The sequence below is a fragment of the Limosilactobacillus sp. genome, from assembly GCF_040772465.1.
Taxonomy (GTDB): Bacteria; Bacillota; Bacilli; order Lactobacillales; family Lactobacillaceae; genus Limosilactobacillus.
In genome coordinates this window covers 1-18,794 of sequence record NZ_JAXGYB010000009.1, presented here as the reverse complement: position 1 = coordinate 18,794, position 18,794 = coordinate 1, and the positions used below count along the sequence as shown (strand labels likewise).

The 18,794-nt window shown below is 47.1% G+C and carries 20 protein-coding genes and 2 tRNA genes; 5 read left to right on the top strand and 17 right to left on the bottom strand.

What is annotated here, in order from left to right; all coding sequences use genetic code 11:
* Nucleotides 1-12: 12 nt before the first annotated feature.
* Both radA and AB3114_RS08190 read right to left on the bottom strand, forming a co-directional pair.
* Nucleotides 13-1,395, bottom strand: coding sequence for a DNA repair protein RadA (gene radA / locus AB3114_RS08195; protein WP_367342757.1), 1,383 nt, complete (start codon nucleotides 1,393-1,395; stop codon nucleotides 13-15).
* Nucleotides 1,396-1,406: 11 nt separating this feature from the next.
* Complete coding sequence (locus AB3114_RS08190; RefSeq protein ID WP_367342756.1) at nucleotides 1,407-1,943, bottom strand: dUTP diphosphatase; 537 nt, start codon at nucleotides 1,941-1,943, stop codon at nucleotides 1,407-1,409.
* A 108-nt stretch (nucleotides 1,944-2,051) separates the two neighbouring features.
* Between AB3114_RS08190 and AB3114_RS08185 the strand changes: the two genes are divergently transcribed.
* The 5 genes from AB3114_RS08185 (at nucleotide 2,052) to AB3114_RS08165 (ending at nucleotide 5,566) form a co-directional block, all read left to right on the top strand.
* On the top strand, nucleotides 2,052-2,390 hold the full coding sequence (locus AB3114_RS08185) for a GNAT family N-acetyltransferase (protein ID WP_367342755.1): 339 nt from the start codon (nucleotides 2,052-2,054) through the stop codon (nucleotides 2,388-2,390).
* Nucleotides 2,377-3,066, top strand: coding sequence for a ribose-5-phosphate isomerase RpiA (rpiA, locus tag AB3114_RS08180; protein ID WP_367342754.1), 690 nt, complete (start codon nucleotides 2,377-2,379; stop codon nucleotides 3,064-3,066). Before AB3114_RS08185 ends, rpiA begins: the two co-directional genes overlap by 14 nt.
* 318 nt (nucleotides 3,067-3,384) lie before the next feature.
* Entirely contained in the window at nucleotides 3,385-3,708 is a 324-nt protein-coding gene (locus AB3114_RS08175) for a PTS sugar transporter subunit IIB (RefSeq protein ID WP_367342753.1), read from the top strand.
* A 29-nt stretch (nucleotides 3,709-3,737) separates the two neighbouring features.
* Nucleotides 3,738-4,073, top strand: a complete 336-nt coding sequence (locus AB3114_RS08170) for a PTS lactose/cellobiose transporter subunit IIA (protein ID WP_367342752.1) — start codon at nucleotides 3,738-3,740, stop codon at nucleotides 4,071-4,073.
* 158 nt (nucleotides 4,074-4,231) lie between these two features.
* Nucleotides 4,232-5,566 (top strand): aminopeptidase C, encoded by a 1,335-nt coding sequence (locus tag AB3114_RS08165; protein WP_367342751.1) that lies wholly within the window; start codon nucleotides 4,232-4,234, stop codon nucleotides 5,564-5,566.
* A 67-nt stretch (nucleotides 5,567-5,633) separates the two neighbouring features.
* Here AB3114_RS08165 and AB3114_RS08160 read toward each other — a convergent pair whose 3' ends face one another.
* The 15 genes from AB3114_RS08160 to AB3114_RS08090 form a co-directional block, all read right to left on the bottom strand.
* The gene (locus AB3114_RS08160; RefSeq protein ID WP_367342750.1) at nucleotides 5,634-6,401 is read right to left on the bottom strand and encodes a deoxynucleoside kinase; all 768 of its coding nucleotides are present in this window, start codon (nucleotides 6,399-6,401) and stop codon (nucleotides 5,634-5,636) included.
* Nucleotides 6,402-6,494: 93 nt separating this feature from the next.
* Nucleotides 6,495-7,367, bottom strand: coding sequence for a prolyl oligopeptidase family serine peptidase (locus AB3114_RS08155; protein WP_367342749.1), 873 nt, complete (start codon nucleotides 7,365-7,367; stop codon nucleotides 6,495-6,497).
* 22 nt (nucleotides 7,368-7,389) lie between these two features.
* Entirely contained in the window at nucleotides 7,390-8,067 is a 678-nt protein-coding gene (locus AB3114_RS08150; protein ID WP_367342748.1) for a 2,3-diphosphoglycerate-dependent phosphoglycerate mutase, read from the bottom strand.
* Nucleotides 8,068-8,192: 125 nt separating this feature from the next.
* Nucleotides 8,193-8,279, bottom strand: a tRNA-Leu gene (locus tag AB3114_RS08145).
* Nucleotides 8,280-8,329: 50 nt separating this feature from the next.
* Entirely contained in the window at nucleotides 8,330-8,791 is a 462-nt protein-coding gene (locus AB3114_RS08140; protein WP_367342747.1) for a SprT family protein, read from the bottom strand.
* On the bottom strand, nucleotides 8,784-10,958 hold the full coding sequence (locus AB3114_RS08135; protein ID WP_367342746.1) for a Tex family protein: 2,175 nt from the start codon (nucleotides 10,956-10,958) through the stop codon (nucleotides 8,784-8,786). Before AB3114_RS08135 ends, AB3114_RS08140 begins: the two co-directional genes overlap by 8 nt.
* Nucleotides 10,959-11,059: 101 nt before the next feature.
* Nucleotides 11,060-11,890, bottom strand: a complete 831-nt coding sequence (gene nadE, locus AB3114_RS08130) for an ammonia-dependent NAD(+) synthetase (protein WP_367342745.1) — start codon at nucleotides 11,888-11,890, stop codon at nucleotides 11,060-11,062.
* A 53-nt stretch (nucleotides 11,891-11,943) separates the two neighbouring features.
* The gene (locus AB3114_RS08125; RefSeq protein ID WP_367342744.1) at nucleotides 11,944-12,645 is read right to left on the bottom strand and encodes a GntR family transcriptional regulator; all 702 of its coding nucleotides are present in this window, start codon (nucleotides 12,643-12,645) and stop codon (nucleotides 11,944-11,946) included.
* Between the two features lie 154 nt (nucleotides 12,646-12,799).
* Nucleotides 12,800-13,255, bottom strand: a complete 456-nt coding sequence (locus AB3114_RS08120) for a hypothetical protein (RefSeq protein WP_367342743.1) — start codon at nucleotides 13,253-13,255, stop codon at nucleotides 12,800-12,802.
* A gap of 6 nt (nucleotides 13,256-13,261) precedes the next feature.
* Nucleotides 13,262-13,978 carry an aspartate/glutamate racemase family protein gene (locus AB3114_RS08115; protein ID WP_367342742.1) on the bottom strand — a complete coding sequence of 239 codons (717 nt, stop codon included), beginning with the start codon at nucleotides 13,976-13,978 and terminating at the stop codon, nucleotides 13,262-13,264.
* A gap of 18 nt (nucleotides 13,979-13,996) precedes the next feature.
* On the bottom strand, nucleotides 13,997-15,649 hold the full coding sequence (locus AB3114_RS08110; RefSeq protein WP_367342741.1) for a TrkA C-terminal domain-containing protein: 1,653 nt from the start codon (nucleotides 15,647-15,649) through the stop codon (nucleotides 13,997-13,999).
* Between the two features lie 159 nt (nucleotides 15,650-15,808).
* Nucleotides 15,809-16,387, bottom strand: coding sequence for a TIGR01440 family protein (locus tag AB3114_RS08105; RefSeq protein ID WP_367342740.1), 579 nt, complete (start codon nucleotides 16,385-16,387; stop codon nucleotides 15,809-15,811).
* 63 nt (nucleotides 16,388-16,450) lie between these two features.
* Entirely contained in the window at nucleotides 16,451-17,857 is a 1,407-nt protein-coding gene (locus AB3114_RS08100) for an MFS transporter (protein ID WP_367342739.1), read from the bottom strand.
* Nucleotides 17,858-17,967: 110 nt separating this feature from the next.
* Nucleotides 17,968-18,612 (bottom strand): hypothetical protein, encoded by a 645-nt coding sequence (locus AB3114_RS08095; protein WP_367342738.1) that lies wholly within the window; start codon nucleotides 18,610-18,612, stop codon nucleotides 17,968-17,970.
* A gap of 105 nt (nucleotides 18,613-18,717) precedes the next feature.
* Nucleotides 18,718-18,789, bottom strand: a tRNA-Gln gene (locus AB3114_RS08090).
* Between the last annotated feature and the right edge of the window lie 5 nt (nucleotides 18,790-18,794).

The following is an 18,794-nucleotide window of genomic DNA, read 5'->3' as shown; positions in this document are numbered from 1 at the left end:
TCTAATTTAGCACTAACTACCAGGCAAGGCCACTCGCAAGGCTTCACCGATAGTGGTAACGCCGACAACCTGGATGTCAGTTGGCGGGTTCCAACCGCGCAAGTTATTTTTTGGCACCAAGATCCGCTTAAAACCTAACTTGGCTGCTTCAGCCACCCGTTGTTCGATTCGGTTGACTCGCCGAATTTCACCAGTTAAGCCAACTTCACCGACAAATGCATCATCAGGACGAGTTCCCCGATCACGGTAACTGGAAGCAATAGCCACTGCCAGAGCCAGGTCGATTGCCGGCTCATCCAGCTTAACACCACCCGCTGCCTTCAGAAAAGCATCCTGGTTCTGCAGCATCAAATTCGCCCTTTTTTCCAAAACAGCCATGATCAGAGCAACCCGGTTGCGGCTAAGTCCCGTCGCTGTCCGTTGGGCATTACCATAAACAGTCGGCGTTACCAGGGCCTGGATTTCAACCAGAATCGGGCGAGTCCCCTCCAGTGACACAACCACTGCTGAACCCGTGGCATTTTGCAGCCGCTCTTCCAGGAAGATCTCCGACGGATTCTTCACTTCTGCCAAGCCGTCCTGGTGCATTTCAAAAATTCCCAGTTCGTTAGTCGAACCAAACCGGTTTTTGACCGAACGCAAAATACGGTAAGTATGGTGAAGATCTCCTTCAAAGTACAAAACGGTATCCACCATGTGCTCCAGAATCTTTGGCCCGGCAATCGCGCCACCCTTGGTAACATGGCCGACGACGAAGACGGTGATGTTCATGCCCTTAGCGATCTGCATCAATTGGGCCGTCACTTCGCGAATCTGTGAAACACTGCCAATAGCAGACGAAACGTTGCTAGCCTGCATCGTTTGTACAGAGTCGATAACAACAAATTCGGGCTTCATCTCGTCGATTGTGGCCCGAATACTATCCATATTAGTTTCTGGATAAATGTAAAAATCATCACCCTGGACGTGCAGACGTTCTGCCCGCATCTTGACCTGGGTGGCACTCTCTTCCCCCGAGACGTAAAGTACGGTATGCTTTTCGTCACACAACTGACCCGAAACTTGGAGCAGCAAAGTTGATTTACCGATGCCCGGATCCCCACCGATCAGCACTAGGGAACCCGGAACAATGCCACCACCGAGTACCCGGTTCAGCTCATTCAGTTTGGTCTTAATCCGTGGCGTCTTCTTGGCGTCGATTTCGTTAAGGCGCTGGGGCTTTGCCACAATCCCCGTCAACGTTGCCGCGTGCTTAGTAACCTGTTGAGCCGTCCCCGTTTGAACAACTTCTTCTGTTAGCGTATTCCACTGGCCACAGTTAGGACAACGGCCCAGATAACGTGGTGAAGTATATCCGCAGTTTTGGCAAACGTACTGCGTTCTCACTTTGGCCATTAAGATTCCTCCTATTTTTTGGTTGAACCGAAGCCACCCGTGCGTTCTGCCTTGGGCGCAGTTTCATTGTCCGCGGTAAGATATGGCATGAAGATAGCTTGGCCGATTCGCTCGCCCTTTTTGATCGTGTAATCGCGCAAGCCATAGTTAATTAATTGGACGAACAGTTCTCCCTCATTAGCTGAATTATTATAGTAATCAGCATCGATAATGCCAACCCCATTGGGTAAGATCAGACGCCGTTTAAGAGGTGCACTGGATCTGTTAGCTAATAAAACAAATTCGTCCGGTTGCATGTAAACCTTGATGCCCGTCGGGACCAAATAGGGTTTCAAAGCTTTATCTGCCTCTTGATAATCGTCATCAGACAAATCTTGGTGATGACGCAGCGCCCACAAAGTCTTCAGAAATGGTCCCTTCCAGATTGATGGCAGAGTAAAGTCTTCGCTAGCTGCCAAGTCATAACCAGCCGCATTTTTAGTTTGCCGCTGTGGCAGCTTCAAACCATCGTTTTTCTTACTGGATACAATTTCAAATCCGCGTTTCATTTTATTCACTCCGTTCGTTTATGCATTAATTATACGGGAAAATAGCCACAAATTATACCATTTCGATCACCATTCTCTTATAATATAAGCTGATCAGTTTTTGAGGGGATGGATTTTTTGGATAAGGGTCAACAACTACACTACGTCACTGGCGACCACCACATTACCCTCATGGACGATAAAACTTGGGTCGGAGAAATCTCCTATCCAGGTGTCAGCGCCCAGCGGGTCGTCGTCGAACGCACCTTTGTCCGCCCGGAATACCGGGGACGTGGTCTTGGCAGTCAATTAGTTGCCCATTTTGTTAAAGAAGCAAAGAAAGAGGCCTTTACTGTAAAGCTGATGTGTCCCTTTGCTACTTTAATTTTTGGACAACACCCTGAGTACCAAGAATTGTTGTTGCCTGAGGATCGCTTTGAAGGGAGAAAAAGCAATGGATCAAACTGAACAAAACAAGTTAAAGGCACTTGTTGGTCAAGAAGCTGTGAAGTACGTTAAGGATGGTATGCTGCTGGGATTAGGTACTGGTAGTACCGTTCGTTACATGGTCGATGCCCTTGGCAAGCGGGTTAAGGACGAAGGATTAAACATTACGGCCGCAACCACTTCAACCCGGACCACCAAGCAGGCTGAATCACTTGGCATTAAGATCGTTAGTCTGGATTCACTGGACCACTTGGACCTGGTTATCGATGGTGCCGATGAAATCAGCGACGATTTCCAGGGTATCAAGGGTGGCGGCGGTGCCCTCTTATGGGAAAAGATCGTTGCTAACACTGCTAAGAAGTACATGTGGATTGTTGACGAATCTAAGATGGTCCACAAGCTTGGCAAGTTCCCATTGCCAGTCGAAGTTATTCCATTTGGTAGTGCCCACGTCTTTAAGCGCTTAGACAAGATGGGCTACAAGCCAACTTGGCGGATGGACGGCGACAAGAAGTTCTTAACAGATGAAAAGAACTACATCATCGACCTCCACCTGGGCGAAATCGACAAGCCACACGAATTATACGACAAGCTGATTAAGATGGTCGGCGTTGTCGAAGTTGGCCTCTTCCTCGACCGTGTTAACGACGTGATCGTCGGCACTGCAAATGGTCCTGTCGTAAAACACGCACGGTAAAGGCGTCCTTAACATTAAACAAAATAAATAATCATTAATATCCTATCGGTTAAAATCCTTTTTGCCGATAGGATTTTTATTTGCCATAAATAGACATATTTAATTCAATTGACTAATAATAATTAGCATCCGTCTTTCATACTTAATTTTCTTAAGCAATTTCTTATTAAAGATAGGTTTTATAGTAGTTAAAAGAAATGTTTTTAGTATATTTAAAAAAGCGTTTACACGGTTAAGGGCAGCTGGTATATTTTAAGCGTAGAAAAAAAGAAAGCGCTTTGCTAACTGACAAAGCAAGACTGAATGGAGATGCTAATCATGGCTGAAAAAACGATTATGCTTTGCTGCTCTGCAGGAATGAGTACTAGTATGTTGGTCACCCGAATGCAAAAGGCTGCTAAGGACGCCGGCAAAGATGTTAAAATCTTTGCCTGCCCATCTTCCGAAGCTCACGACAAGATGGAACACAACAAGATTAACGTTATCATGCTTGGACCTCAGATCCGTTACATGGAAAATGACTTTAAAAAGTTAGTTGACGGTACTGACACTAAACTGACCATCATCGATATGTCTGCATACGGCACGATGAACGGCAGCAAGGTACTGGATCAAGCCTACTCAATGATGGGCGACAAGTAATCTCGTATAACTAAAAGGAGAAATTAATCATGGCTGATGAAGAAAACAGTGAACAATTACAACAAACGATGGGTTTGATTGCCAACGCCGGCAACGCTAAGGCATTTGCTGTCGAAGCCATCCATGCCGCCCGTAACAACGATTTTGACACAGCTGACCAAAAGCTCAAAGAAGCCAACAAGGCTTTAGTTGATGCGCATAATTCCCAAACCAAAATGTTGACCCAAGAAGCACAAGGCCACCACGTCAAACTGACGTTGCTGACGGTTCACTCACAGGACCACCTGATGACGGCGATTACTTTCATCGACCTGGCTAAAGAATTAATTTCTGCCTACAAAAAGATGTATGAGTTGCAAAAGTGATCCTTTCTTTGTGACAACTCTTAAAATCTGAATAATTGCGATCAACTCCTGGTGCCCCGTTAGCAGCATCAGGAGTTTTCATTTTCAGCATTCTGTTAGTCATCTATGCCACAAATGGGTTAGAATAGTTCTTGAATAATAATGAGGAGTTGATTATGGTGAGTTTTGTCATTGATCAAGACAACATCAACAGTTTCCACAAAGATTACCAGGATCGTCCTGAATCTGCTGTGCTCGAACGGACCGTTACTAAGAACGGCGTCAACGCAGCTAGCTTTGACTGGCATTCGATTGCCGACAACAACCCAACTTTTTCGATTGATCTAAAGACCGGCGATGTCGCCGACCAAAAGCAATCTGGCCGTTGCTGGATGTTTGCCGCACTCAATACGATGCGTCACAGTATGCAAGCTAAGCTCAACTTAGCAGATAACTTTGAACTGTCCCAAAGCTACCTCTTTTTCTGGGACAAGTTTGAGAAGTCTAACTACTTCTACGAAAACGTCATCCGGACTGCTAAACTAGCCCATGATGATCGTCGTGTTGCCTGGTTGATGGCAACCCCACAGGGAGACGGTGGTCAATGGGACATGCTCTGTGCCCTCATTAATAAATACGGCGTTGTGCCGCAAAGTGCCATGCCAGAAACCTATAATTCTAACCGTTCTAACGGTGTCAACGAAGTTTTGAATAATAAGCTGCGTCACGATGCCGTCATCCTGCGGAAAATGGTGCAGGACGGCAAATCCGATGACGATATCAACGTTAAGCGTCATCAGATGCTCAGTGAAGTCTACCGGATTCTGGCTTACAGTTTTGGTGAACCACCGGCAAAGTTCGACTTTGAATACCGTGATAAGAATCATGAGTACCACCGCGATGCCGATCTGACGCCACAGGAATTCTTCAAGGAATACGTCAGTTGGAACCTCGACGATTACGTATCCATCATCAACGCCCCAACGGCTGACAAGCCTTACCACAAGACTTACACGATCGAAATGCTCGGTAACGTTGTTGGTGGCCGGCAAATCAAGCACTTAAACGTCACAATGGACGAATTCAAGCAACTGGCTATCAAACAGCTGCAAGCTGGCGAAAGCGTTTGGTTTGGTTCCGACGTAGTAAAGAGTTCAGAACGTAAGTTAGGGATAATGAGCCTTAACGCCTACAATCCTCAACAACTCTTTGATGTTGACTTGGATATGTCAAAGGCTGACATGCTGGACTACGGTCAAAGCATGATGGACCACGCAATGGTTCTAACCGGTGTCGACATTGTTGATGGCAAGCCAACCAAGTGGAAAGTCGAAAATTCATGGGGTCCTAAAGTTGGTAAAAAGGGTTACTTCGTGATGAGCGACGCCTGGATGGATAAATACTGCTACCAATTAGTGGTCAACCGCAAGTTCTTATCTGATGAATTGCAGCAAGACGAAGATCAGGCCCCAATCGTTTTGAAGCCATGGGACCCAATGGGCACGTTGGCTTAAACAAAATATACAGTACAAATAAAGACCGCTCCTTGAGCTAGGCTCATCGGGCGGTCTTTTCGTGTACTTATGCGTGTTGCTTACGGTCGGCTGGGTCATCTAACTTCAGCTGTGGCAATTTATCTTCTAACTCAGTAAAGCGCTGGTCATCCAGAGAACCGATCTTATGGAGTTCACGGTAGATCTGATCCAAAACGTGACGCCGGTCACTAATATTAGTCATGAAATCATAACGATCGCCATCGATTACCAGTAATGGTGAAGCCTTGTATTCGTGTTTCCATTCATCATAGTAACGAATCAGGCGCTTGTAGTAACCTTCTAGTGACGGGTCGGCACTGACCTGTTCATATTTTCGTCCTCGCCGTTTAATACGTTTGATCACCGTGTCATAGGAGACCTGGATCATCACCATCAGGTCAGGTGCTTTCTTATGAGCAGCGTAAGGCAGCTCTTCCAGCATATTCTTGAGCAAAGAATGGTAGATATCATATTCGACCTTAGTGGCGTTACCCATGTCAGTGTTCATCTTCATAAAGAGCGCATCTTCATAAATGGATCGATCCAGAATGTTATTATCATCCCTCATTGCCTTTTTGATCATCGCAAAACGGCGGTTCAGGAAAAAGGTTTGCAGCAGATAAGCATACGGATTAGTAGCATCCTTATCACCTTCAGCCCGTTTTTTAGCGGCAATTTCGTTTCCCTTGTAGAAAAGCGGCAACACTGGATTATCACTGACGGGTTCAAAATAAGCCTTGGTTCCCAGTTGGTGGGCCAGAATGCTGGTCATACTCGATTTACCAGCCCCAATCATTCCTGCCATCGTAATCAAAATTAGTATCATCCTTCCCTTAATTAAGCCAAAAAAAGCACCCGACATATATTTTTTGCCGGATGGCTTCGTCTTATTTCAACATCACAAATCTTACTTATCAGGTTTTTCAATTTTATCTAAGAAATCATGAATTGTCGAGTAAACCTGTGGACTCCAGAAGTCCCGTTCGTGGTCCGCATTCTTAACCCGGTAGGCATCGACATCCACACCCTGCTTTTGCAAAGCAGTATACATTGACTCCATCTCGTCATAAGGAACCTTTTTGTCGTTGTCGCCATGCAACAAAAGGAACGGCGGGTACTCCTTATCAGCCTTAACTTGGTAGAGTGGGCTCATTGCTTTTTTCTTGTCATCCCACTTGTCCTTGTTGGTCCCAAACAAGCAATACTGCAAGAGATCAGATCCCGGTGCTTTAGCAGTGTACTCAAAGGTATCCTTAACGTCTGTCGGTGCAAAGCAACTGACCACGGCATTAACCCGGTCACTTTCGTTCAAGAAATCATCAGTCCGATAACGTGGGTCGTCGGGTGTCAACCCAACCAGCAGGGCAGCGTTAGCACCAGAGGAAGTACCCCAAACAGCCACCCGCTGGGGATCGATGTCGTACTGGCGGGCATTGACCCGCAGATAACGGATAGCTGTCTTGACATCTTCAAGAAAAGCCGGGAAGGGATGACCATCTGCAGCACTGCGGTGACGCACCGTGGCCACAATGTAACCGTCACGAGCGAATGAAACGAGCTGAGGAATTTGTCGACCCATATCCGGACGTGTCCAACTGCTGCCCTGGACAAAGACGATCAGGGGACGTTTTTCGTGGTGGTCCGGCATCATCGTGGTCGTCCACGGTACTAACAGATCCATCTTCAAAGGTTCCCCATCAGCAGCCGCGTAGGTTACGTTTTCCAGCAATTGAACCTGGTTGGCAAATGTTGGATTGTTTGGAAGTTCATGGATTGGCATCGGCAAAATCCTCCTTTAAAACTTAATCAGCTTTGATTAATTCCTTTTTAATTGTCCGCAAGTGCTCGTCAAAATGATAAATGATAGGTTCACCATTAGGCACCTCAACCTGGTCGATCTGATCATCCGGAATCTGGTCCAGATACTTGATCAGTGCCCGCAAGCTGCTGCCATGAGCCACGACCAGTTCATTTTTACCATCAAGCAGTCGCGGAGCAATTTGGTCTTGCCAGTAAGGCAATAACCGTTCCTGAGTCATCTGCAGGCTTTCACTTAGTGGCACCTGGACACCCAGACGATCGTAACGACGATCATGAGTTCGCTGGGTTAATGCTGGCGGAACATCGGTATATCCACGCCGCCAACGGTGCCATTGATCTTCACCATATTTAGCTTTGACAGCGTCTTTATTTTGACCAGCCAGAGCCCCATAGTGACGTTCGTTCAGGCGCCAAGTTTTATGGATTGGCAGATAATCCTGCCCCAGTTCGTCTAAAATGATGTCTGCCGTAATAATAGCCCGCTTCATATAAGAAGTATGGACATCATCAAATAACAGGTGTCGATGGGCCAATTCTTTGCCAACCGCATGCCCCTGGGCTACTCCATGCGCTGTCAGTGGCACATCGGTCCATCCTGTAAATAGATTAGCTAAGTTGGCCTTACTTTGACCATGACGCACGATTACCAGCGTTGACACAATCAATCACCCCTTACTCTCTCGCCTTTTAATGATAGCGCAAATGCGCCTGTGGGCCAATTGTTTCGTTGAAAAATAGCAAAAGAAAAGACCGTGGCAAAAATTTTGTCACAGTCTTCTAGTAGTGCGGCAAAGAGGATTTGAACCTCCACGGTCTAAAAACGACCACAAGATCCTTAATCTTGCGCGTCTGCCAATTCCGCCACTGCCGCATCAACAAGAAATATTTTAGCAGATTATTCCTTGTTGATCAACTATTTTTTCATTTTAACTGGCCAATCAATTTAAATCGTCCGCCACAGTGCCGGCAAACATAGCGACTGACGTTGAAGCGTCGTTGCCGTAGTAGCTTCACCCCGCAACGTTGACACTGGTATTCCCAGCGATAACGCGGCCGACGCCGTTGATTTGGCGAAGCTGGTGCATAACGCGAGCCACCAACTGCCTTGAGCAGACGCTTGAAGTCCCGACTGCGATGATGGTAATCACGTCCCAGCAAGTGAAGGTGGTAATGACACAATTCGTGAAGGATCACACCCTCTAGTGTCGCCTCATCGTGCTCTGTCAACATCAGCGGGTTGATGTCAATATGATGGTCACGCAAATGATAGCGACCGCCCGTCGTCTTCAGGCGGGCATTAAAGAAAATCTGGTGCTGGAAAGGACGACCAAAGCGTTCCAAAGAAAGTCGTTTGGTCAGCTGCAATAGTTCGTCGTTAGTCATGCTGACCATCAGGATCAATCATCGTCAACTGGATTCGACTCCGTTCCTGGTCAACAGATTCTACCCAGACAGTGACGATATCACCGACAGAAACCACTTTACGGGGATTATCGACGAACTTTTTAGCCAACTTGGAAATGTGGACCAAACCGTCGTGCTTCACACCGATATCGACAAAGGCCCCGAAATCAACAACGTTCCGTACCGTCCCCTGAAGTTTCATTCCCGGCTTCAGATCATCTATCGTTAAGACATCAGAACGCAACAACGGAGCCGGCATTGTGTCACGCAGATCACGGCCTGGTTTTTGCAAAGCATCGAAAATATCCTTCACCGTATCTGCTCCCGCTTTATCAGTCACGAAATCATGCCAGTTCAGGTGCTTCAACTGCTGGTTTGCTTTATCGCTCCCCAGGTCTTGCGAATCTACCCCGGCTTTTGTCAAAATCTTTTCCGCAACCGGATAGCTTTCTGGGTGGACATCGGTATTATCCAGTGGATTCTTCCCGCCGATAATGCGCAAGAAGCCGACAGACTGCTGATAAGCCTTTGGTCCTAAGCGACTGACCTTTTTTAATTCTGGCCGGCTGGTGTAGGCACCATTGTCGTCACGGTATTTAACGATATTGTGAGCGATCGTTTCGTTCAGTCCAGAAATGTGGGAAAGAAGCTGATAACTTGCCGTATTCAGGTTAACCCCAACCCGGTTGACAGCCCGTTCTACAATCGCATCCAGTTCCGTTCGCAATTCTTTCTTTGGTAAATCATGCTGGTATTGACCAACCCCAATGGCTTGGGGGTCAATCTTTACTAGTTCAGCCAATGGATCTTGCAAACGGCGTCCAATACTGATGGCACTCCGTTTTTCAACCGGCAGATCCGGAAACTCATCTCGTGCCTCCTGACTAGCCGAATAAACTGAAGCGCCAGCTTCGTTGACAATCACGTAGTAACACTTGCGATCGAGTTTCTTTAGCACATCCGCAACGAACGCAGCCGATGCACGGCTCGCCGTTCCATTGCCAATCGCAATCATTTCAACGTGGTACTTATTCAATAGATCAGTCAATTGACCCGCAGCGGCCGCCCGCTGTTTTTCTGGTGCCGGCTTATGCGGATAGATCACGGCGACATGCAACAATTTGCCGTGAGGATCGAGCACCGCCAGCTTGCACCCAGTCCGGTAAGCGGGGTCGAAGCCGAGGACGACCTTACCCTTGATAGGTGCCTGCATTAATAGGTTGTACAGGTTCTCACCGAAGACTTTGATGGCTTGGCTGTCTGCTTTAGCGGTCAGGTCCTTGCGAATTTCCCGTTCGATGGCTGGAGCCAGGAAACGTTTGTAGGCATCCAGATAGGCATCTTCAACAAAACTGGCCGCTGGACCTTCATCGTGTGGATCAACCAAGCGGAAATGCAAGTAATTAGCAACCGTCTCCTGGTCCACTACCAATTTGACGTTGATGACCTTTTCCTTTTCACCACGGTTGATCGCCAGAACCTGATAGGAGTCGAGGTCCTTCACTGCCCCGCTGAAGTCGTAGTATTGCTGGTAGACACCATTTTCGTCGGCTTCCTTGCCCTTTTTCTTCACTGAAGTGACCAGTTGGCCGTGATTACGGCTGTATGAACGCAGCCATCCCCGCACGGTCACCATTTCGCTGATGGCTTCAGCGAGGATCTCGTGAGCTCCATCCAGCGCCGCCTGCGCATCAGCTACATCATCATTGATAAACTGGGCAGCGTGTTGGCTGAGATCTTCCTCCGGGTAAGTTAGTATCCAGTTAGCGAGAGGTGCCAGTCCTTGTTCGCGCGCGATCTGAGCCTTAGTACGCCGTTTTTGTTTGTAAGGCAGGTAAAGGTCCTCGACAGTCGCCAAATCCTCAGCCTGATTGATTTCTTTAGCCAGCTGGTCAGTTAATTTCCCTTGATCCTGGATGGCTTTCAGAACCGTTTGCTTACGCTCTGTTAGTTCAGTTACCTGATGAGCTGTTTCAGCAATCGACTGCAGCTTCACTTCATCCAGGGCCCCCGTTGCTTCTTTTCGATAACGGGCAATAAACGGAATCGTGTTGCCAGCGTCCAATAATTCCATGGCCGCCTTAATTTGGTGGTGTTTTAAATCAGGCAACCGTTTGGCAACCAGGTTGACAGCATTTTCGTCCAAAATTTTTCCTCCTCAATCCCTAAAGGCAGACAATAAACCCTGGCCGTTTTCATACTAGCCAGGGTTTGCTTTTCAATTTTTATATTAACAATTCATCAGCATTAATTTCTCCACCAGTCGTCCTGTGGCCTTACCGGCAAATGACGCTTGTGACGGGTCTTAATAAACCAATCTTCGATCTTTTTGGCAGCCACCTCATCAACGTCCTTACCTTCCAAGTAATCATCAATTTGGTTATATTTAACACCCAGTGCTGTTTCATCCGGTAATGCAGGGCGATCATCTTCTAGATCGGCCGTCGGCGTCTTCTCGTAAAGCCGAGCCGGTGCACCTAAGTATTCCATGATTTCTCGGCCCTGGCGCTTATCCAAACCGCTAAGTGGCGTTAAATCAGCACCACCGTCACCAAACTTAGTGTAAAAACCAGTGACGGCTTCTGCCGCGTGGTCAGTACCGACCACAGCGCCGCTAACCGAACCGGCAATCGTGTACTGGGCAATCATCCGTTCACGAGCTTTGACGTTGCCCTTATTGAAGTCGCTGACCGACATTTCATTCTTCTCAACGGACTTAACCATCTTATCCGTAGCCGGCTTGATGTTAACCCGCACAACCTTGTCCGGGTGGATGAATTCATTGATGGCAAACATGGCATCATCTTCATCAGCTTGTTCACCATATGGCAGACGAACAGCAATGAACTGATAATCCTTATCATCATGCTCTTTTCGGAGGAAGGTAACGGCCATTTCAGCGAGGCGTCCTGCCAAAGAGGAGTCTTGCCCACCAGAAATGCCGAGCACAAGGCTCTTCATTCCTGTCGATAAGAGATAATCTTCCATAAATTTCACGCGCCAATGAACTTCCGTTGACGGATCGATCTTGGGATGGACTCCTAATTCTTTAATGATTTGTTTTTGTAATTCACGCATCGCAGCGCCTCCTTATCACATCATTCAACGCTCTTTGATGGCTAGAAGGACGACTATTTTTCTAAGACAAATTCAAAACGATTACCGACATATTGGGCATGGACGTATTCAAATGGCCGGCCGTCTTGCAGATAAGAAATCTGTGTCATCCGTAGCAAAGCATCACCACGACGAATCTTTAACAATTCAGCGATCCGCTCGTTGGCATTAGCCGCTGATACTCGTTGTGTGGCATGGCCAGGGTGTAAGTCAGCTTTTGATTCTAGGGTATGGTAGAAACTAGAAGTAATTTCAGCCTTGGAAAAGCCCTTGATCAAATCAGCAGGCACCGTTGCCACTTCGTAGCATAGTGGCACATCATTACCATAACGAACTCGTTCCATTCGCAGAACCTGTTCGCCTTCCTTTAATTTCAGCTTTTCAATCTCACTTTCGGATGGAATCGTCAGATGATAGGAAACTGTCTTGCTAGAAGGTTTCTTACCAGCCGCCTGCATCAAATCAGTAAAGCTAGTCACGCCGGCCATCTTTTCCTGAACCTTGCTGCTAGCGACAAAAGTCCCGGAACCGACGCGGCGTTCTAACACCCCTTCGTCCACCAAGGTTTGGATGGCCTGACGCAGAGTCATCCGGCTCACCCCAAATTGGGTAGCCAGTTCACGTTCAGCCGGAATCTTACTGCCGACTTTCCATTTGCCATCCTCAATGCTCTTGCGCAGTTCATTATGAATTTGAATGTATACCGGTGATCCCATGCTAATCCCTTCTTTTACCATCAGCGATATAAATACTTGCTATGCACAATTGTACCACACGTGTTTCGGGTTTAGACCAATTTCAGTCAAACTATTAATATTAGTTATCAAAGAAGTTCTCAAAAAATCACATTTAGCAACTCTTCATTAGCTTCTACTCAGCTCGATGGGCAAAGTGGCGCTCTAGCTGTTTCTGGCGAAAAGTACCGTGCCGATAGTACGCAGTCGTCTTGCCACCGCTGGTTAACCGAATAGTCGTACCCATGTGCCGGTAGTGATCAGGAACTGCACTTGGATAAGCCGGTGCGGTTACCGTGTGACGCTGGGGATGGAAACGTAAGTGATTGATCTTCCTTACATGAGTACTCTCACCTTGCGTACTGTCCACAATCTTCAATGTTGCCCGATGGTGTCGGCCTATCCGCAAGCGCACCTTATGAATAACCCCGTCGTCATGAACATAAGCGTAATAAGTTCCAACAAGTCGGTGTTGCTGAACATAAATACGGTGTTGTTGTCTCATCAATTGGCTATGGTGATATAACGCGATGCTACTAACGAGGGCGACGATCACCACGAAGGCAACTAACCACCAACGACGTTTTGCCATCACTGACTATTCCTTACCCTTCTGCATCTTCAGTCCCAATTCCAGTGACCGGTCGACGATAATCGATTGCGAATCAGCTACCGGATATTCGGTTTCGGGATCCATTTCTTCCGCAAAAGACAATTCCGTACAACCTAAAATAACGATATCGCAATTCATTTCTTCGGTCATCCGCCGAATCAATTCATGGTACTTGTGACCATCAGACTTACCCTTTTCCTTAATGTCATGGTAAATCAGGTCTTCAGTCATCTCTTCCAATTCCTTAGTTGGCTTAACTTCGGTGTAGCCAGCTTTGGTGATGTAGCTATCGTAAATACCTGAAGCAAGTGTGCCTGAAGTCCCTAACAGGCCAACCCGCTTAGCATTAGGTTTAATCTTCTTAATTGCATCCACTGTCGACTGTAGCATGTTTAAAATCGGAATATCCGTTGCTGCCTGCAAAGTCTTGTAAGAGTAATGGGCGGTATTGCAAATCAACACAAAGAATTCCGGATGAAGCAAACTTTGTTGCTTAATGTCATCGAGCAGCGGTTCAACCGGGCTCGGCTTGCTATGATCCAGAATCCACGCCGTCCGGTCAGGAACTGTTGCGTGGTTGACCACGATGTAGTCCAGGTAGTCCTGGTCACATTTGATCGGTGTCCGCTTATCAAGCAACCGAACATAGCTCTCAGTGGCTAAAGTTCCCATTCCGCCAAGCACTGTAAAAAATTTCTTCATTTTCTTCACCTTTCCAAGCTAATGTGATAGCAAAGCCACAAAGAGTGGACCAAATAACGTTATCCCAATGTTACCAACAACGAAAGCAGGTGTAAACGCAGACGCAACGTATGCGCCACCTTCTCTTCCGGCACGCTGTGAAATATCATTCATCGCTGCTGCAATCGTTCCTGAACCGCACAGAGCACCGATCAACGCGAGGGGTTCCATGTGGAGGACATAGTGGGCAAACAACATGGTTATCAAGTGTGGCATCACTGAAATAATTGCCCCAATCAGCAAAATCTGCCAGCCCAGTGCTTTCATGGCACTGGTAAATGCCCGGGCATTTTGCAAACCGACCATCCCCACGAAAAGGGTCAGACCAAAATTCTGCAAAAACTTGGTCACTGCCGGTGGAATGGAGTTGATATTACGGTGCCGGTCAATCCAAGCACTGGTCAATAACCCCATCAAAAGAGCCGCAGTTCCGTTACCCAATTGAAGAGGAATGCCATTGACCTTCAATCCTAATAAGCCGAGGACAGAAGCGCCCGCAATACCTAAACAGAACAATGAATAGTTAATCGCCGTTTCGGCAGTATGCCAGTGTCCCATCTTTTTCAATGTCGGCAAAGTTTTGCTGGTATTACCAGTCAGGGAAATGACATCCCCTGGTTGTAAGTGGTTGATCAGTTGGTCCGCTCCAGTAATCGGGTTTTGCAAGTTGATGAAAACACCGTGTTGGCGCAGAGTAGCCAGCTGGTATGGATGGAAGTGGCGACCAAGCACAAATTTACGTTCACGAGGCGCATTGGTTGGTGTCAGTACTTCTTTCAGCCCTTCAACCCCGATCAATTCATGAAAGTGCATCGCGTAACCGATAATCGTGACCCGGTCGCCAGGCCGAATCTTGTAGTCCAGTTTATCGGTCATGTCGTACCCGTGGAAAGCAGCTAATGCTACCAACCGCGAATCAAAGAAACGGTTGAAATCTCCGATGGTTTGGTCAACAATTGGGGAATTTTGGTGAACCAGGTATGTCCGCCGCCACGTTGGGTTTGGATTTTTAGCGTGAAAGTGGTACTTACGAGCCATCCGGACACCCTGGTCATGTAAATCAATTTTTAATACCTTTGGAGCAAGATCCCGCAATAAGATGATGACACCAAGTGTACCAAAAACATAAGTCAAGGCATAGGCAACCGGCAATTGCGCTTCATACGACATCCTCACCGCGTGTGAAACCGGTAATGAACCGATGGTCTGTAAGGCACTCGCCACAGTAGCTGACTGGGTCAATGAACCGGCGATAGCACCGGGACCCACCCCTGGTCCAATATGAAAAAGCTTGAAAGTTAGCAGAGCAACCCAAAAGGCATTGAACAACCAGATCAGTGCAGTACAAACCATCCGGCCACCGAATAATCGCATGCTGACGAAGAAAGACGGCCCAACCTGGTAGCCCACAGCAAACATAAAAGCACCAAAAAAGATCGTTCCTAGTTCTTCATTTCGCGTAAAAGCCCCAGCTTGACCGATAATTAAAGCCACTACAAGGGTTCCAACAGTTGAACCCAAACTAAAATCTTTTAGAAACTTGACTCGTCCCAGAGCAAAACCGAGCGCTAAGGACAAGAAAAGCGAAAAGATCGGCACTGAAACTAAAAAATGCTGAACCTGTTGTATCATAGACGCTCCTCGTGTAAAAATAAGTCAATATCAACAGTAATTATACATTTGCTACGCAGCTTTTTAAACAAGTGTGACCAGTCTTAAGGAAAGTTTTTTGCTACATAAAAAGTTGCGTCCACAAAGCCCGGTAAGAGCTTTCCAAACGCAACCCGTCGTTTAATTATTTTGCTTTTTATTGAAAGGATCCCACGTATATTTAGCTCGTTCCCCGCCAATCAACTTTGGCCGTGAACGCAGGTAAGTTGTATGTGCCTTGCCGACTTCCTTAACACTAGTCCGCACAGGAATCTGCACAAATTTAACGTGCATACCAATGGAAGTATCGCCAATATCCATTCCGGCCTGAGCCACAATGTGTTCAACTTCAACTGGATCATGGAATTCTTCAAAAGCTGCGATTTGGCCAGCACCGCCAGCATGGATGGCCGGGTAGACGGTTACAATTTCGAAACCATGTTTTTCAGCAACTTCTCGCTCAACCACCAAGGCCCGGTTGAGGTGTTCACATCCCTGAACTGCTAAGTGCAAGTGGTGTTCTCGAATAATCTTCACGATCGTTTTGATAATGGAACGACCAATATCAATGTTTGAATCTTTGCCGATCATGCCACCCTGAACTTCACTGGTACTCAGCCCTAAGACTACCAAATCACCGTCTTTTAAGTGAGCCTGTTCCAGCAGCTCGTCCAGGCCGGTTTTTACTTGTTTTGTAATTTCATCAATACTAACTGCCATGTCGTGCTCCCTCAGTATCTTTTTGTTTTAAGTATACACCAAGGGCCGCGCCAACTGACAGCATCAACCCTTTCGCATATTATCAATACGCTGAATAGTGTAATTGGCGATAAAGAGAATCAAGGTGAGCACTGCGAGGCCATACAATAGCCAGAAATCTAGCTGACCACCCTGAAAAGTCCTAGCCGCCATTGTCCCTGTACCACGATTTTGGAAGACGGCCATCAACGCCGTCAATAGGCCGACACCGAGTGATCCGGCAAACTGTTGAGTCATGTTAAAGATAGAATTGATATCGGCTGCCTGGTGTTCTTCAACCAGAGTTGTGGAATTAGACAAAGTGTTGGCAAAGGCACTGTTAAAGCCAATCCGTTCGATCATAAAGAACCACATCATCTTCCATGGGGTCAGATGATTTTGCCAAAAAGCAAAGCAACTAGCTCCAATCACCAATAAACATGATCCCAAAATAACGGGCAAAGCAAAGCCGTGACGATCAGCTAGACGTCCGGCTAATGGTGACATAAAAGCACCGAGAATCGATCCTGGCAAAAGAATAATCCCAGCGACAAAGGACGAAGCGTGCAAAGTGTATTGCGAGTAAACTGGAATGACCAGTGAAATCCCAATATTGATGAATTGCAGGGCAAAATAAGAAATTGAAGCTAAGCGAATCGTCGGCAATTTAAAGACTGAAGTGTCAAACAGTTGCGATTGACCATGCTGGTTGAGGTACATGAAGATGGCAAAAAAGATAATTGCTACCGCGATCATCAGCCAAAAGGCCATCGTGACACCCTTGCTGCCAACCGTGGAGACGGCATCGATAATGGCAAAAAGTGAAATTGCTAGTGTCAGCAAACTACCCCAGGAAAAGGCCTTATCATTACCAACCGGTTCATTACGAATGGTCAGTTGGCCCGCAATCAAACTGATGATAGCAAACGGCAATAACAGCCAAAAAATCATCCGCCATGACCACGAGCCAACAATGGCCCCACCATAAGTTGGGCCTAAAGCCGGAGCAAAAGAGATTACCATTCCGCCTAATCCAGTCATCGTGGCCAAACGGTTCCGGGGAATCAGGTTGATGATCAGAAAGAACATCGTCGGGGTCGACAATCCTGTCGCCACCGCTTGGATCAACCGACCACCGAGCAAAGTGCCGAAGTTCGGTGCCAACGCGCACATGACATCCCCAATGATAAAAATAGCTACACAAGCCATCTGAATGCGTCGCGCAGAGAATTGCCGTAAAAGGTAAGCTGTCGTCCCCATCACAATCGTCACCGTCAACAAATAGCCGGCCGTGATCCACTGGGTGACATCCAGGGAAATATTGAATTCACGCGACAAGATGGGATAAGTAACGTTCATCGACGTTTCATTCAAAATGCCTAAAAACGTCATCAACGCCATCGAGAAAATGGCAACATAAACTCTTGCAGGTGTTTTTGTATTATTTTGCATATTTACTCCTTTCTCAATTTAGGGCAAAAAAAGGCTATGGCGATCTAAACTCCGCCATAGCCTTCATAAATCATTAGTTATTATAACCATTATTGCTCAGTGATCGCAAGTCAGTTTTCACTTTTCAGACCTTCCAGCCAGCGGCGCGTCGTTTCATCTGGTGCCGACGAAGTGTCAAAAGGCAACGGAGCGAACAGTTGACCGACACGTTGCCAATGGATTTGCCCGTCACTAATCACACTGTTCTCGACGGACTTAGCAATTTGCTCGCGCATTAAAACTGGTAACTTTGTATTCAGCATCGTGACCGCCACAGCCTGTTGTGCTAATGATCGGCCCACTAGTTGGTTAAAAGCAGCTTCATCGGGTAGATGACGGACGCCAATCCGGGTTTTTAGTGGCACTGCCGGCAATTCGCGTTTAAGGAAGTGCGCTAGCAGTGGCCAATCCGCACATGCCTGCCTAAAAAATTGCCAGGGGACCCTCGTCCTAATCTGCGGCAGGAGTTGCTGTAACGCCTTCCCGACATCACCGTGGCAATCACGAACAACCGGGATTAGCTCCTGCAAAAAGCGCTGTGCAGTTTCTTGGTGGTTTTGCGGCAACCGACGTTTGGTCGTCAGCGCAAAACGGACGAGCATGAAATCCGTCAATTTAGTTGGGTCGATTATTTGACCACTATCATGCCGTTTGACCTTTAACTGTTTGATTTTTGCACGACGGTGACTAGCCGCAAAATGTCCCTGTTTTGGCATCGCTTAACCTCCATGAAAAGCTGACTTACTCAGTCCACAAACGATTGAACTATTGAGAACTAAAAAAAGAGCCGTAACTACACGAAGTAGCTGCGACTCAGGCAGTTGGGCTAGCTGGGTTCGAACCAGCGCATCACGGTACCAAAAACCGTTGCCTTACCACTTGGCTATAGCCCAATGAT